The following is a 25,535-nucleotide window of genomic DNA, read 5'->3' on the forward strand; positions in this document are numbered from 1 at the left end:
TGTTGAATTGATTTAAAATTTTGAATTATTATAAATTAAAAGCACAATAATTTACACTTTAATCAAAACAATTATATTGTAATATTATTAATTTAAAGTTTAAAAATTAGCACATGTGTATTTTTTATGTATGTTTGAGTTGTCTTTTTGACGAATTCATAATTTTAACTAAATAACATTAGCGCTATGGATGCAACTTTCGCAACTGGAAAGGAACTTCAAAAAATGGATCCTGTTTTTGGTCAGTTATCTTTTAACGATCACGAACAAATTGTATTTTGCAATGACAAAGATACAGGTTTAAAAGCAATTATTGGTATTCATAATTCTGTTATGGGACCAGCTTTAGGAGGTACAAGAATGTGGAATTATGCTACTGAATGGGAAGCTTTAAACGATGTTTTGCGTCTTTCAAGAGGTATGACTTATAAATCTGCCATTACCGGACTTAATATTGGTGGTGGAAAAGCAGTAATTATTGGTGATGCTAAAACGCAAAAGACGCCTGAACTGATGCGTAAGTTTGGGGAATTCGTTCATTCGCTAAGCGGAAGATATATTACAGCTGAAGATGTTGGAATGGAAACAAAAGACATGGACACTGTCAGAGATGTTACGCCTTATGTTACCGGAATCTCTGAAGAAAGAGGCGGATCCGGAAATCCTTCGCCTGTTACAGCTTACGGGGTTTATTTGGGAATGAAAGCGGCAGCTAAAAGTCAGTTTGGCTCTGATGTTTTAGACGGTAAAAAGGTTTTAGTTCAGGGAATCGGACACGTGGGAGAAACTTTGGTTGAATATTTAACGAAAGAAGGCGCATTGGTTACGATTACTGATATCAACGAAGAGAAATTATATCAGGTTGCTCAAAAATATAACGCATCTATTTATACAGGAGAAGATTTGTATACTGCAGATGTTGACATTTATGCGCCATGTGCAATGGGAGCAACAATCAATGATGCTACGATAGAAAAAATTAAGGCAAAAGTGATTGCGGGTGCCGCTAACAATCAATTAGCAGATGAAAACATTCACGGGGCAAGATTGCAGGAAAGAGGGATTTTATATGCTCCGGATTTCTTAATCAATGCTGGTGGAATCATCAACGTTTATGCAGAATTAGCACATTATGGAAAAGCTGAGATCATGAGCAAGACCGAAAATATCTATAATACAACTTTAGAAATTATCGATTTTGCAGTCAAAAATGGCTTAACTACACATAAAGCAGCACTTACAATTGCTCAGAATCGTATCGATCAGAGAAAAATCGAAAACAGTAAAAAATAATTTAAAAACAATAGTTTTTAATCCTCTGTCTCAGTTTTAGTTTCAGTTTTTTTGCAGCTGTAACTAAAAACTGAGATTTTTTTATATTGAAACGGAATTGATTTTACGTGACTTTTTATCGGATTAAATTTTAATATAATCTCTTTAATTCTTATTTTTGCAGACTAATTTTTAAAAGTTCTTACAAGGTGGTAAATAGAAGACACTTACGCGTTAAAGTCATGCAATCCATTTATGCAATGCATCAAAGCGGTTCTGATAATCTGGAAAAAGAAGAAAAATTTCTTTTTTACAGTATCGATAATATTCAGGATTTATATCTTATAATGCTTTCTTCATTGATTGAAATTTGCAAAAAAGAAGCTGTTTTTTTACATCTTTCAAGCAAAAAACATCTTGCAACTGCTGCAGAACGTAATCCGAACGAAAAATTTATCAAAAACAAAATTTTTCAGCTTCTTGCCGAAAGCAATTCACTCAGTATTGCCTTAGAAAATCGTAAAATCAATAACTGGTCTTTAAACGACGATTATATCATTTTGCTTTTGAATGATATTAAAGCCAGTGATTTGTATGCAAAATACATGAACAATAATGTGAATACATTTGAGGAAGACAGGCAGTTTGTAATTGATTTGTTTGAAAATGTTATTGTTCCGAATGAAAAGCTCTATGAATATCTGGAAGACGATAAATTGACTTGGGTTGATGATATTCCGGTTGTAAATACACATATCGTAAAGCAGTTAAAAGCAATAAAAACAGAAGATCCGGACGATTTCAGAGTTCCGAAATTGTATAAAGATGTTGAAGATAGGGATTTTGCAAAAGATTTGTTCAGACGTACAGTTTTAAATGAAAAAGTTTTAGCAAAAGAGTACGATGATAAAACGCCAAACTGGGACAGCGAAAGAATTGCAGAAATCGACACAATTATCCTTAAAATGGCAATTTGCGAGTTCTTGAAATTTCCTTCAATTCCGGTAAAAGTAACGCTGAACGAATATTTAGAAATTGCAAAAGAATATTCCACACCAAAAAGCAGTATTTTTATCAACGGAATTTTAGATAACCTTGTAAAAGAACTTACCGCTAATAAAAAGATGATTAAGGTTGGGAGAGGGTTGATGTAATTTTAACAAATTCCAAAAAATCAATAACAATTCCAAAAAGAATATTTTAAATATAAATCAAAAACAGAATTTAAATTATGGGACAATTAACTCAATTTGCGCCATTTCTATTAATGTTTGTGGTAATCTATTTCTTTATGATCAGACCACAACAAAAAAGAGCAAAAAACGAAAAAGAATTTGAAAACAGCCTGAAAGTAGGTGACAAAATAGTAACAAAAAGTGGTTTTCACGGTAAAATTGCTGAGCTTGCAGAAACTACTGTTGTAATCGAAACTATGTCTGGAAAATTAAAATTAGAGCGTTCTGCAATTTCTATGGAAATGAGCGTTGCTTTGAATGCTAAGAAAGCTTAATTTTTTTAGAAATTCCAATAAAATAAGAAATCCCAAATTCCAATTTTAAAACTGGAGTTTGGGATTTTCTTTTTTATAATTGTAAGCAATTTTATCGTCTTCTTTTACTCTTTTCAGGAGCATCAAAAATACCGGGTGTAGCAGTTAATTCGGCAATTTTTACAATTACATCGGTTGCTTTTAGGATGCTTTCAACCGGAACATATTCGTATTTCCCATGAAAATTATGACCGCCGGCAAAAATATTCGGGCAAGGTAGTCCCATAAATGATAATTGAGATCCGTCTGTACCTCCGCGAATGGGTTTGATGATTGGTTTTATATTTAGTTCACGCATTGCTTTCTCTGCAATATCCACAATATGTTTTACCGGAAGTACTTTTTCTTTCATATTGTAATACTGATCTTTTACTTCAGCAATCACAATATCTTCCCCAAATTGTTTAGCGAATTTTTTGTTGATTTTTTTGGCAATCTTTTCGATTAACTCTTTTCGTTTTTCGAATTTTTTCTTGTTGTGATCACGAATAATTAACTCTAAAATAGTTTCTTCAATATTTCCTTTTATATGATGAACGTGGAAGAAACCTTCGTAGCCTTTGGTCTCCTGTGGTGTTTCTCCTTTTGGAAGTTCATTGATAAAATCATTTGCAATCAGCATCGAATTGATCATTTTTCCTTTCGCATAACCCGGATGAACACTTTTTCCTTTAAAGGTAATTTTAGCTCCAGCAGCGTTGAAATTTTCGTATTCCAATTCGCCAATCTGGCTTCCGTCCATCGTGTAAGCCCATTGTGCGCCGAATTTTTCTACATCAAAATGATGTGCTCCGCGACCTATTTCTTCGTCAGGGGTAAATCCAATTCTGATTTTTCCGTGTTTAATTTCAGGATGCTGAATTAAATATTCCATTGCGGAAACAATTTCAGTAATTCCGGCTTTATCATCAGCCCCTAAAAGAGTCGTTCCGTCAGTAGTAATGATTGTTTGTCCTTTGTATTGCAATAAATCCTTGAAGTAATCTGGAGATAAAACAATGTTTTTTTCAGCATTCAGAATAATATCTTTTCCATCGTAATTTTCAACAATCTGTGGTTTTACATTGGCTCCGCTAAAATCCGGAGAAGTGTCAAAGTGAGAAACAAAACCAATTGTTGGTACTTCATGGTCAACATTACTGGGAAGCGTTGCCATAATATAGGCTTTGTCGTCAATCGTCACATCTTCAAGGCCAATTGTTTTTAGTTCTTCAACTAACTTATTGGCAAGATCCCATTGTTTTTCTGTGCTTGGTGTTGTTTGTGAATTTGGGTCTGATTCAGTATCAATTGTTACGTAACTGATAAAACGATCTATGATATGCTGCATTTCTTTTTATTTTTAGCAAATATAACCATTTTTTCTGCGTAATAATTTAAGCTTTCAATATCTGCATTAACAAAAAACAGATTATATATAGGATTTCTTAAAACTCTTGTATGTTCTTATTTATTTTTTACACATCTAAAACCAACATGATTGGCCGCAGACCGGATTTCGCCTTTTCCTCTTGTGCCTACCATGTATCTGGTGCAATATTGATCTGTACATAAAAAAGAACCACCTCTGTGTACTCTTTTTATTTCTGCAGTATCATTCGGATCATAATAAGCATCAGGTCCCTGCGGATTTCTTGTTATTTTATCGCTTTCCGCTAATGATTTGTAATAGTCTACACTGTACCAGTCGTGAACCCATTCCCAGACATTTCCGGCTATATCGTATAGACCATAAGCGTTTGGAGCGTATTGTTTGGTTGGCGCAATTCCTTTAAATCCGTCTTCTCCTGTGTCGCCATCTTTAATTGGGAAATGCCCTTGGTAGATGTTAGCCTGAAATTTTCCTTTAGGTTTTAAATCATTTCCCCATGCATACAGATTTCCTGATTTACCGCCACGGGCCGCAAATTCCCATTCTGCTTCTGTTGGAAGTCTTTTTCCTGCCCATTTTGCGTAAGCTTCAGCATCTTCGTAAACTACATGAACTACCGGATATTTGTCTTTTCCTTTGATCGAACTTTGCGGCCCTTCCGGATGTCTCCAGTCAGCGCCTGGTTCGTAACGCCACCACTGAAGAAAATTATTGAGATTTACAGCTGATGATGTAGGGGTAAAGACGACAGAGCCTGTAATTAAATCTTCTTCGTTCGCAGTTGGAAATTCCTTTTTAGTTGGTTTTTGTTCTGCTACTGTTACATAACCTGTAGCTTTTACAAATTTTTCGAATTCTTCATTGGTTACTTCAGTTTCATCCATATAATAACCATCAACATACACGCGATGAATAGGGGCAGCATCTTTTGTAACGCCTTTTATGCTGCATAAACTTTCGTCTTCAACATTTGACCCCATTGAGAATTCTCCACCTGGAATCCATACCATGCCTTTTGGTGTTTTTCCTGTAGGTTTATTTTTGTTTTCGATTGTTGGTTTAAACTCAGAGGAATCTGAAAGGTTTGGTGTTTCATGACATTCCTGAACAGCTGCTTCTTTTTTTGATACATGAAGAAATTTTGTGTAACCGTATGTGATTGAGATAATGGATAGGGTAAGTAAACCAAAAATCCAAAATGTTTTATTTTTCATTGTAGTAATTTTTAAGCGTATCGTGGTTGTCAATATGAGGCAAAAATAAAAAAATAACTTTTATAATTCTATTTATTTTATAGAATTAATAAAATTTAAATCTTAGAATTGTGGTATATAAAGTGATATTGTTTTACTGTGGTATAAAATTATTAAAAAATGAGTTTCATTGTAGATTTAACCTACTTTCATAAAACCTCAATAAACTTATATTCGCCAAAATAAACAAAATCAAAAGAATTTGTTTGGTATTAAAGGGCGATTTCAAGTTTAATATTTAAATTTGCATCCAAAAAAATAACAACACATTTTTTATGTATAAATTGATAATTCGCCCGATACTTTTTTGTTTTGATCCTGAAGAAGTGCACTACTTTACTTTTTCATTTGTAAAATTCATTTCAAAAATCCCGGGAGTTTCATCAATTATAAAATCGATTTACGAAGTAAAGGATGTGCGCTTAGAAAGAGAAGTTTTCGGAATCAAATTCAAAAATCCGGTTGGACTTGCAGCAGGATTCGATAAGGATGCGAAATTGTATAAAGAACTCGGGGATTTTGGTTTTGGTTTTATCGAAATTGGAACCGTAACCCCTGTTGGCCAGGAAGGAAATCCGAAGAAACGATTATTCCGATTAAAAGAAGATCAGGCAATTATTAACCGAATGGGATTCAATAATGGCGGGGTTCTGGAAGCTGTTGAGCGTCTGAAAAAGAATTCTGGAGTTTTGATTGGAGGCAACATCGGAAAAAATAAAGTGACCGATAATGAAGATGCTGTTAAGGATTATATCATTTGTTTTGATGCACTTTTTAATCACGTAGATTATTTCGTAGTGAATGTAAGTTCGCCAAATACCCCAAATTTAAGGGCTTTACAGGATAAAGGACCTTTAACGGCTTTACTTCAGACATTGCAAAACAGAAATGTCGAAAAGCAAAAAACAAGTACTCAAAAACTAAAACCAATTCTTTTAAAAATTGCTCCGGACCTAACAGATGAGCAATTATTAGATATTATTGATATTGTAAAAACAACTCAGATTGCCGGTGTAATTGCTACAAATACTACTATTTCACGAGAAGGTTTGCAATCTGTCAATCAGACAGAAATGGGAGGTTTGTCTGGAAAACCACTAACAAAACGTTCCACAGAAGTGATTCGTTTTCTGTCTGAAAAGAGCAATAAAGCGTTCCCGATTATTGGAGTAGGAGGAATTCATTCTGCAGATGATGCTATAGAAAAGCTGAATGCAGGTGCTAGTTTAGTGCAATTGTATACCGGATTTATTTATGAAGGGCCTGCATTGATAAAAGCAATCAACAAAAAAGTTTTACAGCAGCTGTAAAAGAAGGTATTGCATAATTAAACCAATTAGTATTGCAATTCCAAAACTGATTAAAGTTCCAATCATTACATATTCGGTCAGTTTACGGTCTTTGGCTTCTTTTAAATCACCGAACCTGAAAATGGATTTGGCAGCCAGTAAAAATCCGATGGCTTCAAAGTGTCCTGTTAAAACAAAGCAAATTATAAACAGACGTTCCAGAATGCCAATGTAATTTCCTGCATTGGCAAGCGAATTGTCCTGATGACTGTTTTGACTTTCCGGACTCCAGATCGAAATAATAGTTTTTATGAAAATCGAAGTAGGCCTGGTTACTAATATAATCCCCGTTATCAAAATCCAGAAGCGATTATCAAAAACATAGAAACTTAAGTTGTCGTTTTGATATAGCAGTACAGCACCAACCAGAATCAATAAATGTGAAATTTGATCGACAACAAACCAGGTTCGTTTGGTTTTGTTTTTTTGAAAATTCAATTTAATCAGATCTATTATCCCGTGTGTAACGGCAATAAAGACAGCATACGGTATAAAACTGATTTCTCCGACTAGTATTACGGCTAAAAATCCGTGAAGCAGGATATGAAGATATAAATAAATACTTTTATGCTTATTCGCTTCTTTATGTGTTACCCATGAAGTCGGCTGCCAGATAAAATCGCCTAACAAATGTGCCAAAAGCAGTTTTATAAATATAATCATAATGCTGTAAGTTGTGTTATTTGTTTTCTAAAATAGCGGTCTAAATTCATAACCAGATCAAACTGAGCACGTTTTTGTCTTCTGCTCACAGCAGCCTGATTAATGCCCAGTTTTTGCCCTAGTTCTTCCTGTGACAGAGTTGGATTTTCTATAGCTATAGCCACAAATTCAGCCGATTGTGCCAGCCAGCTGTCCATAAAAGTAAGTGCCAGCTGTATCATAAGGTTCAGTTTTTCATCTGTCTCATCATTACCTGTTCGTATGGCTAAAGTGACTTTTTGTTTTTTTAAAGTTTCGAAAAGTTCTCCCGAGTTAATAAAAGCTGTCCCATTACTTTCGGATATTTTTTCGGCATTATGGGATTTATCACCAAAACCAATGCTCATACGGGCATCAGATTTTATTGCTCTTAAATGTGCTTTCACCAAAATAGCTGTTAATAAAGCCTCTTCCGGGTTTTTGACTTCGATCTGAAATTCATCTCCTCTGTAAATCTCCCATTGGCTTGGTGTTTTGCCAAGAGGAGCCAGGATTTTTTTTAAATCTTCCACCCAATGTTCTGATTCTTGTTGTCTGGAACCAATTATATCGCCTGTTATTATACTAGTCATAAATCAAATATAATTAAAAATTATAAACTCTTTATTACAAATATAACTAATACTGCCTATTATTACGTTTTTTGGTAATGTTTAAACTTATTACATATTTTGGTAATATTTTGGATTATTACGGATTTAGATTGTATATTTGAATATTACCATATTTGGTAATAATAGCAATTATTACGATATTGCGTAATCTCAAAAATATTCTTAGTATTGATTAAAAAAAAACAGGGAAGACTTAATTTTTATTTCTTTAAAAAACAAACTAACTTAGCCTTTACAAAAGAATAAGCTTTGAATAAAGAAATCAAAATCATTGAATGTCCACGTGATGCCATGCAAGGTATCAAAACCTTTATTCCAACAAAAAATAAGGTTTCCTATATACAAGCTTTATTAAGAGTGGGGTTCGATACGATAGATTTTGGAAGTTTTGTATCTCCTAAAGCTATTCCGCAAATGCAGGATACCGCAGAGGTTTTAGACCAGCTTGATTTGTCTCAGACAACGAGCAAACTTTTGTCAATTATAGCAAATACACAAGGTGCAGAAACAGCTTCAGAACATGAAGCAATTCAATATTTAGGATTTCCTTTTTCTATTTCAGAGAATTTTCAGATGCGAAATACACATAAAACTATTTCACAGTCCTTAATTACGCTTCTGGAAATTCTTGAAATTGCAGATAAAAAAAATAAACAAGTGGTAACCTATCTTTCTATGGGTTTCGGAAATCCATACGGAGATCCGTGGAATGTTGAAATTGTGAGTGAATGGACAGAAAAATTGTCTGAAATGGGCGTAAAAATACTGTCGCTTTCTGATACCGTAGGAAGTTCAACACCGGAAGTAATAACTTATCTTTTTTCGCATTTAATTCCGAAATATCCTCAAATCGAGTTTGGTGCACACCTGCATACCACACCAAACAGCTGGTTCGAAAAAATAGATGCCGCACACAAAGCAGGCTGTACACGTTTTGACGGTGCAATTCAGGGATTTGGAGGTTGTCCTATGGCAACTGATAAACTTACTGGAAATATGCCTACAGAAAAACTTATTTCTTACTTTACTGCCAATAAAAAGGCGACTGGCTTAAATTCACTCAGTTTTGAAAGTGCTTATAATGAGGCTTCAAAATTATTCGGTAAATTTCACTAATATTTTCTGTATATTTACTATAACTACCACAATAAGTGTTGGTTAAGTAGCGTTGTTTTTTTGATAACTTAATTTTTTTAGTTATGAAACCAGCAGGCATGAGTAAGTTTACAACACTTTTAGTATTTGTATTCCTGAGCTTCTCCTGCTCAGGCGATTTAGATTTTGATCAGATTGATGATTTGAAATTAGAGCCGGTTGTGGTAGCAAATCTTACCTACTTTAATATTCCGGCGAAAGATTTTGTGGATAACGGAAACGAGCAAAGTATAGCTTTTGATGCTCAGGATTTTAATCCGTTCAGAAACTCACTCATGCGGGAAGAACTGATAAAAGCCGAATTTAATTTTGAGATTAGAAACACCGTCAACAGAGCTTACAAAATTGATTTAGTTCTTATAGATTCCCAGAATAATACAATTGAAACACTAAGTTTTAATGTGCCAGCCTATGCAGGTACTAATAATGTACTAAATTTCACAGAAGTTTTTGAAAACCAGCGTTTGGTTAAACTTAAAAGGCTGCAAAAAATAGGTTTTGTAATAAATATGGCTGCAGGTCCGCCGTTAACTGAAAACAGTCCCGGGAGTTTAAAACTTCGTTCAGCCGGGACGCTAAATTTTGATATAGAGGCAGAGGATTGATATGAGGATGGTATATCTAATCATATTAGTTTTTGTACAAATGATTTGTTTTTCTCAAAATAAGCAAATTCTGTATAATTTTACATCGATTCCACAGTCGTTACTGGTGAATCCGGGTGCTGACGTGTCTTATAAATATTTTTTCGGAATTCCGGGATTATCCGGTGTTTCGGCAAATTTTGGTTCAAGCAGTTTTTCAGTATATGATTTGTTTGCTGATAACGGAGTCGATTTTAATGACAAAGTAAGGAATGTAGTTAATAAATCATCAAACAAAGATAAGATATACACTAACCAGCAGCTCGAATTGTTCTCTGGTGGTTTTAGAATAGGCGGAGAGGAGAGCAGATCGTATATTTCTTTTGGAGGTTATCAGGAGCTTGATTTTTTAATGTATGTTCCAAAAGATATGGCGATTCTGGCTTTAGACGGAAATCGGGATTACATAGGGAAATCGTTCAATTTGGGAGATATAAATTTACGTGCTGAGGTACTTTCAGTTTTTCATGTTGGATTTCATAAAAAAATGAATGATAAGCTGGTTTTGGGTGGTCGCGTCAAATTATATTCCAGCGGAGCCAATGCAAATTCTACTAGAAACTCCGGTTTCATTTACACTACAAATGGAACAACGGATCAAAATATTTATTATCAATACATTTCTTCTAATTTGGAATTGCAGACATCCGGAATAGCAGCCTTTACCAAAGATGAATATGATGGGAATATAACCAATGATCTTATTTATAATACATTTTTTAATGGAAGTCTGGGGCTGGGTTTTGATGCAGGATTAACGTATTATTTTAGAAAAAATCTTCAGTTTACGGCAAGTATTATAGATGTTGGTTTTATCAGGCATACAAAAGATATTGAAACGCTGACCTATAAAGGAAGTTATGAATATGATGGTGTGAATCCAGGTTTTGATTTTACTAATGAACCCGAAAATGTGTTGGATGATTTTCAAAAAGCGATTCCGAGAGACACACTTTATAATAAATATACCACCTGGAGGCCTGCAAAATTCAATACTTCTGTTGAATATTCATTTGGGAAATCCAGATTTGACCAAGATTGCAGTTGTAAGCCGCCAGGAGAACGTCAATATGTAAATGCGGTAGGAGCACAATTATTTACTATGACGATGCCAAAAGATCCTTTTGTTGCTTTTACGGCTTTTTATAAACGAAGACTTTTGCGAAAATTAGAACTCAAAACCACTTATACAGTCGATTCGTTTTCTTATAAAAATATTGGTTTGGGAATAGCAGGAACATGGGGAAAATTAAATATGTATTTCCTTGTAGACAATGTCTTAGAGTATAAGGATATCACCAAAACCAATAGTGCAGCATTTCAGTTAGGAATCAACTTTGTTTTTCAGGATCAAGATTAGTTTTTGGAATTTTAGAATTAAATATTGATTGATTTTTGACATTGACATTGATATTGAATTTTGATAGTGATAGAGTCAAAAAAAAATCTGAATAAGTTAATGAACAAGTTTCCAATTTATTCACTATATTTGCACGCAATTCAACTACAAATTGCAACATGATAGCACACAACTCCAAGATCATCGGCGAAGGTTTAACTTACGATGATGTATTATTAGTACCAAACTACTCTAATGTGCTTCCACGCGAAGTGAGTATCAAATCAAAATTCTCAAGAAACATAACATTAAACGTTCCAATCGTATCTGCTGCTATGGATACAGTGACCGAAAGTGCAATGGCAATCGCTATTGCGCAGGAAGGCGGAATTGGAGTTTTACATAAAAATATGACCATCGAACAGCAGGCGGCGAAGGTTAGAAAAGTGAAGCGTGCTGAGGCCGGAATGATTTTAGATCCGGTAACATTACCAATGAATTCAACAATTGCAGATGCAAAAGCTGCGATGAAAGAATTCGGAATCGGCGGTATTCCAATCGTTGATGAAAACAGAATACTAAAAGGAATTGTTACCAACCGCGACTTACGTTTCGAAAAAAACAGCTCAAGACCAATTGCTGAGGTTATGACAAGCACTAATCTCGTGACTGTTGCTGAAGGGACTTCATTAGAGCAGGCGGAAGTTGTTTTACAAGGACATAAAATCGAAAAATTACCTGTAGTAAACGCGAAAAATGAATTAGTTGGCTTAATTACCTTTAGAGATATAACGAAACTCACTCAAAAACCAATTGCTAATAAAGATACTTTTGGACGTTTGAGAGTGGCCGCTGCAATTGGAGTTACAGGTGATGCTGTAGAAAGGGCAGGTGCATTAGTTGCTGCCGGTGTAGATGCCATCATTATTGATACTGCTCACGGACATACTGAAGGTGTAGTAAATACATTAAAAGAAGTAAAATCAAAATTCCCGCAAATAGATGTTATTGTTGGGAACATCGCAACTCCGGAAGCTGCTAAATATTTAGTAGAAAACGGTGCAGATGGCGTAAAGGTAGGGATTGGACCTGGTTCTATCTGTACAACCCGTATCGTTGCAGGTGTTGGTTTTCCTCAGTTTTCCGCAGTTCTGGAAGTGGCTGCCGCTATCAAAGGAACAGGGGTTCCGGTAATTGCAGATGGAGGAATCCGTTATACTGGAGATATTCCTAAAGCTATCGCAGCCGGTGCTGACTGTGTAATGTTAGGTTCATTATTGGCGGGAACTAAAGAATCGCCGGGAGAAACGATTATTTTCGAAGGAAGAAAATTCAAATCATACCGTGGAATGGGATCAGTTGAAGCGATGCAGACAGGTTCTAAAGATCGTTATTTCCAGGATGTTGAAGACGATGTTAAAAAATTAGTTCCGGAAGGAATTGTTGGGCGTGTTCCTTACAAAGGAGAATTAAACGAAAGTATGCTTCAGTTTATCGGAGGTCTTCGTGCTGGAATGGGATATTGCGGATCAAAAGATATTCCAACTTTACAGGAAACTGGACGTTTTGTCAGAATCACTTCAAGCGGGATTAATGAAAGTCATCCACACAACGTAACTATTACAAAAGAAGCTCCAAATTATTCCAGATAATTTAGTTTTTATGATATAAAAAAGGCGTAAAATTTCAAATTCTTACGCCTTTTTCTATTTAGTTAATAATTGAAATTCCATTATTAAGTTCGTCAATAATATCCTGGTTTTGTTCTATCGCTTCAGCCTGAGCTCCAAACTGCATTTGTATAGAACCGCCTTTTCCGTTATAAATGAAACCTTGGTATTTATATAGTATATCATTATAATCTAATTCACATTCAAAGTAATTTACCGTTAAGTTATTTATCTTCTTTTTGGAGATTTTAAGATTTTTGATTTTACCAAACTCTTTATATTCATCCTCAATAGTACCTTTTAACTTTTTATCTGTAATGAAATAATCATATTCGATAAAATAGACATTTACCAAATTGTATTTGTCATGAAACTGTACATCCCAATCTGATGACTCTGTTCGAATCCATTTTTCAGGATTGTATTTTATTTCATAAATTTCTTTTCGACTGATGTAAGAATCTAATTTTGAGTTTTTTTTACTCTGTCCCATTGTAAAAAGGCAGGACATGAAGAATAGTAAAATTAATTTTTTCGACATTATATATTTATTTTTAATTTCATTTAAAACTCTGTTTTAGCAGAGATTATTAAACGAAATTAAGAAATTAATAAAGAAATATTCTAAAAAAAATCTATAGCGAAGCCGTATTTTTCTCCATTTCCCTTAAAGTTTGATTTTCTAAAATTTCCTGAATAAAAGGTTTTGTCTGCTTTTCAATTTCAGCTTCAGAAATATTTAAAGCTTTAGGAGCGGTTGCTAATTGAAGCCACGGTTTAGGACCTTCAAAATCATAACTTCCAAAAACAACTACCGGTGTTCCTTTTACTTTTACATTTTCCTTGTCTTTTAAAATCCATTCATCAGCAAATTTATAGAGATATATGGCATCTTTTTCCAATAATCTCAAGCAGGAATGTGAAGCAGGATAACCAGGTAATTCATATTGATGGAAACCAACTCCCAGTTTATTTTCGATGTTGAAATTCCATTTAAGCTCCCATTCATCATTAAAAGTACTGGTTGTTTTTTCTGCTTTCCAATTGGTGAAAAACAATCCTGTTGGAGTAGGGTCTGCCTTTCTTCCCATATTAGTCGGGCCTGTACGAACTAATTCACCATTTTCATAAGCGGCGAAAGTTTGCGTAGGATAAGAGAATATAATGATTTTTGAAACTTCTTCCAGAGCATTAACATGCAATGGAAAAGGAAGGTAATAAACCAAATCACCACTAAAATCTGAAGGAATTACAATCGAATCCAGTTTCTTAAGACTTGCTTTATCAGCTCTGTTTAGAGCATAAATGATATTCATTTTACTACTATCAGCTTCGTTGGCTTTTAACCAGTCTTTCGATTTGGTAAACTGATATGAAACAGTAGATTCAGGTTTTTTATACTCAACTGTTTTCTTAGGTTTATTATTTTCACTTATCGTAATAGTATCACTTTTTTTGCATGAAACCATTAAAATTAAAATTAATATAAGTAGTGCGTTTGCGATGTAATATAACTTTTTCATAATTTGGCGTTTTTTTTGATTATGATAAAGTTCTATTTTTTGAGTCAATTGTCCTTTACAGAATTTTTAGCATTGTTTATTGGATTTTCATTATAAAGACAGAAACATTTTTTGCCCATTCAGTCTTGTTCTTAATTAAATAATTTTCATGTCCGGTGTTTTTGAAAATCTTTAAAATTTTTATTCCTTTTAAATTTGAGTATATTTCATATGTTTCTTCTCTGCTGACACTTTTATCCTTTTCTCCATAAAGCAATAAAACAGGACAATTTATATTTTTAGCATATTGTGAAGGATTATGGCTGAATCCCCAAAATCCATTTTGAACCCCACCCCAAAACAATAAAATTCCTGCCATAGGAAATGTTGGAGCATTCATTTTTTTAAATCTGGCACAAAGGGTTTGATACATGGAACCAAAAGGACATTCGATTATAATTCCTTTAGGCTGTATTTTATAATCATTTATGCATTTCATTATTGCAACGGCTCCCATAGAAGTTCCAAAAAGATATATGTTTCTTTCTCCTTTTCTGGATAAGTAATCAAATGTAGTTTTTACTTCTTCCGCTTCTTTATAGCCAATTGTTGTCTGATTTCCTTCTGAGTTTCCACAGCCCATAAAATCAATAAGCATGGTGCTGTAACCTAATTTTATAAACTCATCTGATTTTTGAATCATTGAAGATTTTTCTGAATTATAGCCATGAAATAATATCACTGTGCCCTTGGAATTAGGTGTTTTAATTATCCAGCATTCTATTTCTTTGTTGCTTTTTAATTTCAAAGTTTTGTATTCCTGAGACGGAAGTTTAGTGTTGTGTGGCTTAGGATTGTTTACTCCAAAGCATAAGGTTTTTATTTTTCCAAGCGAAGATAATTTCTCAGGACTTTTAGTTTTTTCAGATTGCTTTTCTGTAAAATGAGTAAACTTATGAGCATGAAAAAAAGCAATCATATTCATTATTATAAAAATGAATAAAATTGCTTTTATGTAGTTTTTCCTGTCTTTAAATAATTTCATTTAGTTTTTAAGTCCAGATTTAGTTTCAGCTATTCAAATCTAAAATAAAACTATCTTAAATCAAACCTTTTATTTTAGCATACTGTAACAACATGATTGTCTTTGCATCAGTAATCTCACCAGATTCAATCATAGCATATGCTTCGTTAAAAGTAAGCTCTAAAACTTCAATATTTTCCTGTTCTGCATCCAGTCCGCCCCCTTCGCTAACTTTCATGCTTTCATCATATTCTCCGATAAATAGGTGTAAAATCTCTGTTACTGCACCGGGAGACATGTAAGTTTCAAAAATTTTTTGAACTTTAGAAATGCGATAACCAGTTTCTTCTTCTGTTTCGCGAATAATTGCATTTTCGGGATTATCCTGATCTAAAAGCCCGGCACAGACTTCAATCATCATTCCGTCTTTATTTCCATTAAGAAATGTCGGTAAGCGAAACTGACGTGTTAAAATAACCGTTTTCTTAGTTGAATTATATAGTAAAATTCCGGCACCATTACCACGATCATAAACCTCTCGTTTGTGAATTTCAGATACTCCGTTTTCTTTCTTATAGTCAAAAGTTACCCGGTTTAGAATATACCAGTTATCGGATAATAATTTAGTTTCTTTTATTTCAATTTCAGGTTTTTTTCTCATGATAAATATTTTTGTATAAAAAAAACGCTCTGATTATCAGAGCGTTTTGAATATTATTTTGTTATTGTTTGCTTTCTGTCTGGTCCAACCGATACAATTTTGATTGGTACTTCGATTTCTTTCTCAATAAACTCGATATATTCTTTTAGCTCAACAGGCAATTGATCGTAAGTTGTCAATCCTGTTAAATCTGCTTTCCATCCTTTAAATTCTTTATAAACGGGAGTCACATTTTCCGGCTCGATGTTATAAGGGAAGTGAGAAATATTTTGTCCTTTATAATTATATTCAGTACAAACTTTTAAAGTTTCAAATCCGGAAAGAACATCACCTTTCATCATCATTAACTGTGTAACTCCGTTAACCTGAACAGCATATTTTAAAGCTACTAAGTCTAACCATCCGCAACGTCTTTGTCTTCCTGTTACAGAACCAAATTCGTTACCCACTCTTGCCATTGTTGCACCCACTTCGTCAAAAAGTTCAGTTGGGAAAGGCCCGCTGCCTACACGTGTAACGTAAGCTTTGAAAATTCCGTAAACCTCTTTGATTTTGTTAGGAGCAATTCCTAAACCGGTACAAGCTCCGGCAGCAGTAGTGTTTGAAGAAGTTACGAAAGGATAAGTTCCGAAATCAACATCTAATAAAGATCCCTGCGCACCTTCACAAAGAATAGACTTTCCTGCTTTTTGGGCCTGGTGCATGTATTCTTCACTGTCAATGAAATCTAATTTCTTTAATTCTTCAATTGCTTCAAAGAATTCTTTTTCTAATTCAGTTAAGTTGTATTGAATAGCAACATCATAAAAAGCAATCATTGCCTCGTGCTTGTCAGCCAAAGCTCTGTAGCGATCTTTGAAATCTTCTAATTCAATATCTCCAACACGTAAACCGTTTCTACCTGTTTTGTCCATATAAGTTGGTCCAATTCCTTTAAGGGTAGAACCAATTTTGGCTTTTCCTTTTGAAGCTTCAGAAGCTGCGTCAAGCAAACGGTGTGTTGGTAAAATTAAGTGTGCTTTTCTTGAAATGATTAATTTCTTTTTGATGTCAAGATTGAATTTCTCTAGACCTTCGATTTCTTTTTGAAAAACTACCGGGTCAATTACAACACCATTCCCGATGATATTTACTGAATCTTTATGGAAAATCCCGGAAGGAATGGTTCTTAGTACGTGTTTAATTCCGTCAAATTCTAATGTATGTCCAGCGTTTGGTCCTCCCTGAAAACGTGCAATAATATCATAATTTGAGGTAAGAACGTCAACAATTTTTCCTTTACCTTCGTCTCCCCATTGTAATCCTAGTAATAAATCTACGGTCATTCTGTTTTAATTTGCGTTGGGACAATCTAAGCTGTCCTACTGATTATGTAGTTAATTTTTCTTTTTAATTTTTTAAAAGTCTTAACAGACTATGAATTTGAGTTCTGCTTTTTGTTTCCGTAGAAATAAAGCGAGTGATTTGTAATTTCGATATCAAAAATTTCTTCGATTGTTTTTTTGATGGTCTGGATTCTTGGATCACAAAATTCAATTACTTCTCCCGAATCAGTCATGATAATATGATCGTGCTGTTTATCAAAATATGATTTTTCGTAGTAAGCCTGATTTTGCCCAAATTGATGTTTTCTCACCAATGCGCAGTCTAACAATAACTCGATCGTGTTGTATAATGTAGCTCTGCTCACACGATAGTTTTTGTTTTTCATTTTGATATATAGGTTTTCTATGTCAAAATGTTCCTCGCTGTCGTAAATTTCCTGAAGTATAGCATAACGCTCAGGAGTTTTACGATGCCCTTTTTGCTCAAGGTACATTGTAAAAACATTTTTTACAATTTCTTGATTTCTAGTGTTGTCAGTTGAAATGAGTGTCATATCCGGCAAAGATAAATTTTTATTTTTAATCAATAAAAGTTTCGGGTTTAAAGTTTCGTTATAAAACCCCTATAGACTCGTTAAAAAGTTAGGTTCTGTATTCTCTTGTTACTTTATCGACACCATCAATTTTTTTAATGGCACTAATCATTTTCTTTAAAATGGTATTGTTTTTTACAATTACAGCTACCTGTCCATGGAAAATTCCGGCGTCGGTACTAAGCGAAATACTCTGAATGTTTACGCTCATATTGTTCGAAATTACTTTTGTAAGCTGATTGGTAAGACCTAAAACATCCATTCCCGTAATGTTGATAATCGCTTTAAATTCTTCCTGAGAAGAGTCAATCCATTTGGCGCTCATGATGCGGTATGCATAGTTGGACTGCATTCCAATGGCGTTTGGACAATCTTTTTTATGAACTTTGATTCCTTCGTTTATCGTAACAAATCCAAAAACATCATCCCCAGGAATTGGGTTACAGCATTGTGATAGTTTGTAATCCAGCTTGTCATGCTCGGTTCCAAAAACCAGCATGTCGTAATTGCTGCTGATGACCGGTTTATGAATATCATCTGCAGCTGTATCTTTAGTTCTTTTGATTTTATTTTTGAAGAAATTGATAAAAGTATTGCTCTTTTGCGCTGCATAATCTTTTAACTGTTGGTTTTCGATAGCGCCAATTCCAACTCGATAAAACAAATCTAAACTTGTTTTCAATTTAAAAAAGTTGACTAACTCGTTTGTAACCTGTTCGTTAAGTGTAACTTTTAAATGTCTTAGTTTTCTGGTAAGTAATTCTTTTCCCTCTTCGGCAATTTTTTTGGTGTTCTCATTAAGGACATTTTTGATTTTGTTTTTCGCTCTCGAAGTCGTTACATAATCAAGCCAGTTTACCGTTGGTTTTTGATTTGCCGAAGTAATAACTTCAACCTGATCACCACTTTTTAATTCGTGATTTAAAGGAACCAAGCGGCCATTTACACGTGTTCCTCTGGTTTTGATTCCGATTTCAGAATGGATACTAAAAGCAAAATCTAGTGATGTTGCACCTTTTGGTAATGATTTGATTTCTCCTTTTGGTGTGAAAACGAAGATTTCCTGCGAGTAGAGATTCATTTTAAAATCTTCCACAAAATCAACCGCATTAGTTTCCGGGTTTTCCAAGGCTTCACGAAGCAGGTTCAGCCAGGTGTCAAGGCCGCTTTCTTCAGATGCGCCGTTTTTGTACTTATAATGTGCGGCATATCCTTTTTCGGCAATTTCATCCATTCTTTCACTTCGTACCTGTACTTCAACCCAACGCCCTTTTGGTCCCATAACGGTTATGTGCAATGCTTCGTATCCCGTTGATTTAGGAGATGAAATCCAGTCTCGTAAACGACTCGGGCTGGGTCTGTAATGATCTGTTACGATGGAATAGATTTTCCATGCAATAAACTTTTCTTCATGAGAATCACATTTATAGACAATTCGCAGTGCAAATTTGTCGTAAACTTCGTCAAAACTTACATTTTGGGCACGCATTTTACGGCGAATCGAATAAATAGATTTTGGTCGCCCTTTTATGATATAGTCAATATTCTCGGCATCAAGCGATTTTTTCAAAACATCCGAAATGTCTTTGATGTATGCGTCCTGTTCTTCTTTCGTTTCCCTTATTTTGCTTACGATATCTTCATAAACAGCAGGTTCGGTATATTTTAAACCTAAATCTTCAAGTTTGGTTTTGATATTATAAAGTCCCAAACGATGGGCGAGAGGAGCATAAATGTATAAAGTTTCAGAAGCTATTTTAGTCTGTTTGTACTCCACCATCGAATCCATAGTCTGCATGTTGTGCAAACGATCCGCCAGTTTAATCAGGATAACACGTACATCGTCATTTAAAGTCAGGATCATTTTTCTGAAATTCTCTGCCTGCATGGAGGCATTCAGATCCTTTTGAACCATCGAAATCTTCGTTAGTCCTTCGACTAATTGTGCTACTTTTGGGTTAAATAAACGCTCAATATCTTCAACCGTAATTGGAGTATCTTCGACAACATCGTGCAATAAGGCCGCAGCAATAGAGGTAGCGCCCAGACCAATTTCCGAGGCTACAATTTTTGCAACTGCAATAGGATGAAAGATATACGCTTCACCGGATTTACGTCTTTGCTCTTTATGGGCATCAACGGCAACATCAAAAGCTTTCCGAATTAGTTTTTTGTCTGTAGGTGTTAAAGTTTGGTAACTGATTCGAAGTAATTCTTTGTACTCTTGTGCAATTGCTTTGTTTTCTTTTTCAATATCTATTTCTGTCATAACGGCATGGTTCAATCCTTAAAAATATGAATTTGTTTAAATATACGCAAGGGAATAGATTGCTGATTTTGGATTTTAAACTTTAAGCTTTTGAGGTAAATCTAGATGTCAATCTCGCTTAGTTTTGTTCTGAAAGTTTATAAAAATCTAATAAAAATTGTAAAAAAAACAGAAAATAAAGTCGCAGACTTTTAATTTTCAACTAACAACTAACAACTAACAACTAACAACTAACAACTAACAACTAACAACTAACAACTAACAATTAAAAACCTCTTTGTCTTTTAGCTTCAAAAATTAAAATAGCAGCAGCGACTGAAACATTCATGCTGTCAATTTCGCCCTGCATCGGGATAATTATGTTTTGAGTTGCAGCATCGCGCCATTCCTGAGTTAGTCCTGTGGCTTCCGTACCTACAACCAAAGCGGTTGGAGTAGTGAAGTTTTGTGTGTGATAAGAAGTTGAATTTTGTAATGTTGCACAGTAAAAATCAATCTTTTTTTCTTTTAGAAAAGTAATAATTTCAGCAGTAGTTCCTGTTGCAATCTGATTCGTAAACAAACAGCCAACGCTGGAACGAACAATATTTGGATTGTATAAATCACTTTTTGGATTGGCAATTAATACAGCATCCAGATTGGCAGCATCGGCAGTACGCAAAAGGGCACCAATATTCCCTGGCTTTTCGGGAGCTTCGGCTACTAAAATCAGAGGATTTTTGGATAATTTTAAATCTGATAATTGCAATGATTTTGTTTTGGCTACAGCCAAAATTCCTTCTGTAGTATCGCGATACGCCAGTTTTTGATAAACTTCTTTATTTATTTCGATTAACTGAACAGTTGTTTTTACCAATTTAGAAATATCATTTTCAGTAACCAGTTCCGGTAAAAATAAAACCGTTTCTATTCCATAACCGCCTTTTATAGCTAATGAAATTTCACGTAATCCTTCAATCAAAAATGTGCCGGTTTGCTTGCGGGCTTTTGCTTTTTCCTGCAATAAAACAAGCGATTTTATAAACGGATTTTGGACTGATGTGATTTGTTTCATTATTTTGAGCGACTGAGTTTCTGAGGCGCTAAGGTAGTGATGTTTTTTTTAAAGCAAGCAAGCCTTACAATTAGATGGTTTGAAATTGTAAATGCTTTTTGAATGATTTAAGGAAGTTAGCGAATATACTTTTTTTGATTTTTATTATTATAATCATTAAATTCATATTCTATTATAAAACTTTGGTCGTTACTATTTATAAAATGAATTCTATTTAATATTTCTGGCTCACCAAAAACTTCTTTTGGAAATTCATAACTCTTTTTATTTCTTTTTTTAATATCTAAAAGAATCATTTTATCTTCAGAATTAGGAACATCATTTTCTGAATATAATAAAATTTGATTTGTTGTATCGATGTCAATAATTGCACTATAATCTTTAATCAATTTTTTTCTTGTTTTCTTTTCATACAATTGTATAATATCAGGATTTCCACTCCCATAAGATTGGCCAATAATAAATGTATCATTGAAATCACAAATAATGTATCCTAAATTTTTTATTGGCAATCCAATTGAACAGCTATTTAAAGTATCGATAATACTTATTCCTTTTTTATAGAGTAGGTATTGATCTTCATTGTCAGTGCTATATGAAATTGAATACCCTCCTTTGAGACTAATTTCGTTATTATCATCTACAGCAACTTTTGACTTTTTATCTTCAATAATTGATTTTTTGTTTTGGGTAACGATTTTATTAGGTTCTAAACTTTCAATCTTACTTTTCGGAGAAGATAATTGTTTCTTATCCGATTTACAGGAAAAGAGAAACAATATAATTCCAGTTAACAATAATATTTTTTTCATAATAAATATATTGAAAAGAATTACAAAATCCCTCTCGATTTAATCTCCAAATATTTATTGATGGCATCCAAAGTCAAATTTTCAGGTTGTGTAAGAACAGAATGTATTCCGTATTTCTTCAGCTCATTAGCAATTAAGCGTTTTTCAAACATGAATTTTTCGGCGATTACCTTATCATAAACTTCCTGAATTGTATCTGTTTTTTTATTGATGATTTCGTTCAATTCGGTATTCTGGAAGAAAACAACAACCAATAAATGATTTTTTGCAATTCCTTTTAAATAAGGTAATTGACGGTTCAAACCATCCATGGTTTCAAAATTGGTATATAAAATAATCAGACTGCGCTGGTTGATGTTTTTCTTGACATCAACATACAAACGGCTGTAATCGCTTTCAAAAAAATCGGTTTTGATGTTGTATAAGGTTTCCAGTATTTTTTGCATCTGCGAACCTCTTTTTTCGGCAAAAACCCTGTTTTCTACTTTTTTAGAGAAAGCAAAAATTCCGGCTTTATCCTGCTTTTTTAGAACAACATTAGCCAAAACCAAAGCTGAATTAATAGCATAATCCAGTAAACTGAGGCCGTTAAATGGCATTTGCATTACACGGCCTTTATCAATTGCTAAATAAACCGACTGTGATTTTTCGTCCTGAAACTGGTTGACCATCAAGGCATTTTTCTTGGCCGTAGCTTTCCAGTTTAAAGTCCGAAGATCGTCACCCTGAACATATTCTTTAATTTGCTCAAACTCCATTGTATGACCAATTCGGCGGATTTTCTTGATTCCGTATTGGAAAAGATTATTAGAAAAAGCCAGTAAATCATACTTTCTTAATTGAATATACGACGGATAAGTGGGTACCATTTTGTCTTTATCGAAAGTAAATCTTCTGGAGATTAGTTTTAAAGGTGAAGAGACGTAAATGTTTAAATTCCCAAAATAATATTCACCTCTTTCTGTTGGTCGTAAATCATATGATACTTTATCCTGAGCAGATGCTTTAACAGTTCTCTCTATTTTGAAGTCACGTACCTGAAACTGGAACGGGATTTCATCAATGATTTTAATTGAAATTGGGAAAGTGTAATGGTTTTGGACTGAAATATTTACCGGATTTAAATCGCCATTTGAAAGCTTTTCATGCATTTCTCTTGAAGCTTCAATTCCGGTTCGGGCTACATACAAAAGCAAAACATCAAGCACCAGAAAAGTGATTAAAACCAAAACAAGAAACCAGACTCCGTTGTATATGACCGGAAAAATAAAAGCACACACGAATAATCCTAGGATACCTAAAAGGACATAGAAAAAGAAGTTGTTAAGGTATAGGCTTTTTATGAATTTCATGTGGCTCTAAATAAAATTGATTTTTACTGTCCAATAATTATTGGCGTTTTACCATCTGTAATGATAACTTTGTTGCGGGTGTTTCTAATCGCTTCAATCCATTGCTGTTGTAAAACTTCTTTGGTAAGTCCTGAAGATTGTACACGATTAGTTTCAGCGTCAATTCGGGCTTTTTCCAATAACATTTTTGAAGTTTCCAGTTCATTTCTGACCTCATTTGCTTTTTGTATTGCATTATTTCGTTTTTCAATTGCATCAGCCATAGATTTCGGAGGCGTAAGCCCTGAAGTCAGGGTGTTTAAAGTAAAAAATTTTGCAGCGAATTTGAGTTTCAGTTTTTCTTCTACATTTCTTTCAAAAGAACCCAGATTATTCATTAATGAGTCTGTAGTATAATTTCTGGCCTCTTCCCGATAAGCGTCGATAGCCAGTTTGTCAAGTACATTTGCTTCAACATTATCAAGAAATCCTTCTCCTGTTCCTAAATGTTTGTAATTTAAAATAATACTTGGTCCTTTTGTTCTGGTCACCTGATACGTATAAGTTGGGTCAACAGTAAACATTCCGGCATCCCTGGCAGAAACCTGTACAGCATCAACATCTGATTTTTGTTCAAACATGGGTACCTGATACAATTCACTTCCCGGACCTAAAGGACCCTGAGCACCTGTAACAACTGTAAAAGATTCAATTCCGTTTCTTCCGTAATCAGTCATTAAGACTCCCTCGTAATTTGGTTCCGGGCGATTGCAGGAAATTAAGGAAGAAATTAAAATTATGGATAGTATGATTTTTTTCATTTTACTTTTGGTTTTTATCTTTAAAAAAGGACTTGTACGGAAATAAGATTAGAATTAAAATGCTAACGATAAGAGTAATAATCCAAAGCAATGGAGCTCTGCTTCTAAAAACAATCATGTTTATAATAACCATTAAGGATATTATAATAGCGAATACTAAAATTTTCAAAGCAGGTTTTTTCATGATTATGAATTTTAAATGTTACCTCGGAATCTCTACAGCTTCAATAATCTGTTTGATGATTTCTGCACTTGTAATTCCTTCCATTTCACGCTCTGGAGAAACAATGACACGGTGTTGTAAAACCGGAACAGCAGCCTCCTTAATATCTTCAGGAGTTACAAAATCCCGTCCGCGAATGGCCGCAAAACCTTTGGCTGCGTTCAGAATAGCAATGGAGGCACGAGGTGATGCACCTAAATATAAAAAGGCATTTTCTCTTGTATTGACTACGATTCGGGCAATATATTCCAGTAAATTTTGCTCTACTCTGATCTGTTTAATCAAAGCCTGGTATTCTTTTATTTCTTCGGCAGAAAGAATAGTATTAATCGCCTCTAATTTCCCGTGATCCTGCAAAAGATGTTCTCTCTGGATAATGAGGATTTCTTCGTCTAATTTTGGGTAATCAATAGAGATTTTGAATAAAAAACGGTCTAATTGTGCTTCCGGTAAACGATATGTACCTTCCTGTTCAATTGGATTTTGTGTAGCAATAACCAAAAAAGGAGCGTCAAGCTGATAGGCTGAACCGTCAATAGTAATCTGGCGTTCTTCCATAACCTCAAAAAGAGCAGCCTGGGTCTTGGCAGGCGCGCGATTGATCTCGTCAATTAAAATCAGATTAGAAAAAATAGGACCTTGTTTAAATTCAAATTCTGAACTTTTCAAATTAAAAATCGAAGTTCCTAAAATATCAGATGGCATTAAATCCGGTGTAAACTGAATTCGGCTAAAGCCAATATTTAAGGTTTTTGATAATAACTTAGCCGTAATGGTTTTGGCAACTCCGGGAACACCTTCCAGTAAAACATGTCCGTTCGATAAAATCGCAACAAGTAATTGATCGATCATTTTGTGTTGTCCAACAATTACGGTTTCAATTTCTTTTTTTATAATATTGACATGATCTAAAAGAGGGGCTAAATTAAGCCTTGTTTCAAAATTCACATTTTCATTCGTGATTTCTGTTTCTGTTGTATTGATATCGTCCATGTTTGGTA

The 25,535-nt window shown here is 34.1% G+C and carries 24 protein-coding genes; 8 read left to right on the forward strand and 16 right to left on the reverse strand.

Annotation, left to right across the window (positions count from 1 at the left end; genetic code table 11):
* Positions 1-186 precede the first annotated feature (186 nt).
* The 3 genes from GXM16_RS18845 to yajC all read left to right on the forward strand — a co-directional run bounded on the left by GXM16_RS18845 (position 187) and on the right by yajC (position 2,782).
* Positions 187-1,293, forward strand: coding sequence for a Glu/Leu/Phe/Val family dehydrogenase (locus GXM16_RS18845; RefSeq protein ID WP_163396041.1), 1,107 nt, complete (start codon positions 187-189; stop codon positions 1,291-1,293).
* Positions 1,294-1,514: 221 nt separating this feature from the next.
* Positions 1,515-2,426 (forward strand): transcription antitermination factor NusB, encoded by a 912-nt coding sequence (gene nusB, locus GXM16_RS18850; protein WP_163396096.1) that lies wholly within the window; start codon positions 1,515-1,517, stop codon positions 2,424-2,426.
* A gap of 77 nt (positions 2,427-2,503) precedes the next feature.
* A complete protein-coding gene (gene yajC, locus GXM16_RS18855; RefSeq protein WP_163396042.1) occupies positions 2,504-2,782 on the forward strand; it encodes a preprotein translocase subunit YajC in 279 nt (92 codons plus the stop codon).
* 91 nt (positions 2,783-2,873) lie between these two features.
* On the opposite strand, the gene pepT is transcribed toward yajC, so the two are convergent.
* Complete coding sequence (gene pepT, locus GXM16_RS18860) at positions 2,874-4,151, reverse strand: peptidase T (protein WP_163396043.1); 1,278 nt, start codon at positions 4,149-4,151, stop codon at positions 2,874-2,876.
* Positions 4,152-4,267: 116 nt separating this feature from the next.
* Positions 4,268-5,407: a formylglycine-generating enzyme family protein gene (locus GXM16_RS18865; protein ID WP_163396044.1), complete on the reverse strand. Its 1,140-nt coding sequence runs from the start codon at positions 5,405-5,407 to the stop codon at positions 4,268-4,270.
* A 314-nt stretch (positions 5,408-5,721) separates the two neighbouring features.
* On the opposite strand from GXM16_RS18865, the gene GXM16_RS18870 reads away from it, so the two are divergent.
* Positions 5,722-6,756 carry a quinone-dependent dihydroorotate dehydrogenase gene (locus tag GXM16_RS18870; protein ID WP_163396045.1) on the forward strand — a complete coding sequence of 345 codons (1,035 nt, stop codon included), beginning with the start codon at positions 5,722-5,724 and terminating at the stop codon, positions 6,754-6,756.
* On the opposite strand, the gene GXM16_RS18875 is transcribed toward GXM16_RS18870, so the two are convergent.
* Both GXM16_RS18875 and GXM16_RS18880 read right to left on the reverse strand, forming a co-directional pair.
* Positions 6,742-7,458 (reverse strand): DUF3307 domain-containing protein, encoded by a 717-nt coding sequence (locus tag GXM16_RS18875; protein WP_163396046.1) that lies wholly within the window; start codon positions 7,456-7,458, stop codon positions 6,742-6,744. The genes GXM16_RS18870 and GXM16_RS18875 overlap by 15 nt on opposite strands.
* Positions 7,455-8,069, reverse strand: a complete 615-nt coding sequence (locus GXM16_RS18880) for a SatD family protein (protein ID WP_163396047.1) — start codon at positions 8,067-8,069, stop codon at positions 7,455-7,457. Before GXM16_RS18880 ends, GXM16_RS18875 begins: the two co-directional genes overlap by 4 nt.
* A gap of 291 nt (positions 8,070-8,360) precedes the next feature.
* Between GXM16_RS18880 and GXM16_RS18885 the strand changes: the two genes are divergently transcribed.
* The 4 genes from GXM16_RS18885 (at position 8,361) to guaB (ending at position 12,901) form a co-directional block, all read left to right on the forward strand.
* Positions 8,361-9,227, forward strand: coding sequence for a hydroxymethylglutaryl-CoA lyase (locus tag GXM16_RS18885; RefSeq protein ID WP_163396048.1), 867 nt, complete (start codon positions 8,361-8,363; stop codon positions 9,225-9,227).
* A gap of 83 nt (positions 9,228-9,310) precedes the next feature.
* Positions 9,311-9,871 (forward strand): AccI family restriction endonuclease, encoded by a 561-nt coding sequence (locus GXM16_RS18890; RefSeq protein WP_163396049.1) that lies wholly within the window; start codon positions 9,311-9,313, stop codon positions 9,869-9,871.
* 7 nt (positions 9,872-9,878) lie between these two features.
* Positions 9,879-11,270, forward strand: coding sequence for a DUF5723 family protein (locus tag GXM16_RS18895; protein ID WP_308422543.1), 1,392 nt, complete (start codon positions 9,879-9,881; stop codon positions 11,268-11,270).
* Positions 11,271-11,428: 158 nt separating this feature from the next.
* Positions 11,429-12,901 (forward strand): IMP dehydrogenase, encoded by a 1,473-nt coding sequence (gene guaB / locus GXM16_RS18900; RefSeq protein ID WP_163396051.1) that lies wholly within the window; start codon positions 11,429-11,431, stop codon positions 12,899-12,901.
* A gap of 58 nt (positions 12,902-12,959) precedes the next feature.
* Here guaB and GXM16_RS18905 read toward each other — a convergent pair whose 3' ends face one another.
* From GXM16_RS18905 to GXM16_RS18960, 12 genes are all read right to left on the reverse strand, one after another.
* The gene (locus tag GXM16_RS18905; RefSeq protein WP_163396052.1) at positions 12,960-13,460 is read right to left on the reverse strand and encodes a hypothetical protein; all 501 of its coding nucleotides are present in this window, start codon (positions 13,458-13,460) and stop codon (positions 12,960-12,962) included.
* A gap of 94 nt (positions 13,461-13,554) precedes the next feature.
* Positions 13,555-14,442 (reverse strand): L,D-transpeptidase, encoded by an 888-nt coding sequence (locus tag GXM16_RS18910; RefSeq protein WP_163396053.1) that lies wholly within the window; start codon positions 14,440-14,442, stop codon positions 13,555-13,557.
* Positions 14,443-14,518: 76 nt separating this feature from the next.
* Positions 14,519-15,466, reverse strand: a complete 948-nt coding sequence (locus GXM16_RS18915) for an alpha/beta hydrolase (RefSeq protein WP_163396054.1) — start codon at positions 15,464-15,466, stop codon at positions 14,519-14,521.
* Between the two features lie 55 nt (positions 15,467-15,521).
* Positions 15,522-16,106: a GDP-mannose pyrophosphatase NudK gene (gene nudK / locus GXM16_RS18920; RefSeq protein ID WP_163396055.1), complete on the reverse strand. Its 585-nt coding sequence runs from the start codon at positions 16,104-16,106 to the stop codon at positions 15,522-15,524.
* A 53-nt stretch (positions 16,107-16,159) separates the two neighbouring features.
* Positions 16,160-17,431 carry an adenylosuccinate synthase gene (locus GXM16_RS18925; RefSeq protein ID WP_163396056.1) on the reverse strand — a complete coding sequence of 424 codons (1,272 nt, stop codon included), beginning with the start codon at positions 17,429-17,431 and terminating at the stop codon, positions 16,160-16,162.
* 89 nt (positions 17,432-17,520) lie between these two features.
* Positions 17,521-17,985 carry a Fur family transcriptional regulator gene (locus tag GXM16_RS18930; protein WP_091496313.1) on the reverse strand — a complete coding sequence of 155 codons (465 nt, stop codon included), beginning with the start codon at positions 17,983-17,985 and terminating at the stop codon, positions 17,521-17,523.
* An 88-nt stretch (positions 17,986-18,073) separates the two neighbouring features.
* Positions 18,074-20,293, reverse strand: a complete 2,220-nt coding sequence (locus tag GXM16_RS18935) for a RelA/SpoT family protein (protein ID WP_163396057.1) — start codon at positions 20,291-20,293, stop codon at positions 18,074-18,076.
* A 265-nt stretch (positions 20,294-20,558) separates the two neighbouring features.
* Positions 20,559-21,347 (reverse strand): TrmH family RNA methyltransferase, encoded by a 789-nt coding sequence (locus GXM16_RS18940; protein WP_163396058.1) that lies wholly within the window; start codon positions 21,345-21,347, stop codon positions 20,559-20,561.
* Between the two features lie 116 nt (positions 21,348-21,463).
* Entirely contained in the window at positions 21,464-22,159 is a 696-nt protein-coding gene (locus GXM16_RS18945; RefSeq protein WP_163396059.1) for a hypothetical protein, read from the reverse strand.
* Between the two features lie 20 nt (positions 22,160-22,179).
* Positions 22,180-23,511 (reverse strand): DUF58 domain-containing protein, encoded by a 1,332-nt coding sequence (locus GXM16_RS18950; protein ID WP_163396060.1) that lies wholly within the window; start codon positions 23,509-23,511, stop codon positions 22,180-22,182.
* 23 nt (positions 23,512-23,534) lie between these two features.
* Complete coding sequence (locus GXM16_RS18955; protein WP_163396061.1) at positions 23,535-24,311, reverse strand: SPFH domain-containing protein; 777 nt, start codon at positions 24,309-24,311, stop codon at positions 23,535-23,537.
* A gap of 202 nt (positions 24,312-24,513) precedes the next feature.
* Entirely contained in the window at positions 24,514-25,527 is a 1,014-nt protein-coding gene (locus GXM16_RS18960; protein ID WP_163396062.1) for an AAA family ATPase, read from the reverse strand.
* Positions 25,528-25,535 lie beyond the last annotated feature (8 nt).

The sequence above is a fragment of the Flavobacterium limi genome (genome assembly GCF_010645075.1).
Taxonomy (GTDB): Bacteria; Bacteroidota; Bacteroidia; order Flavobacteriales; family Flavobacteriaceae; genus Flavobacterium; species Flavobacterium limi.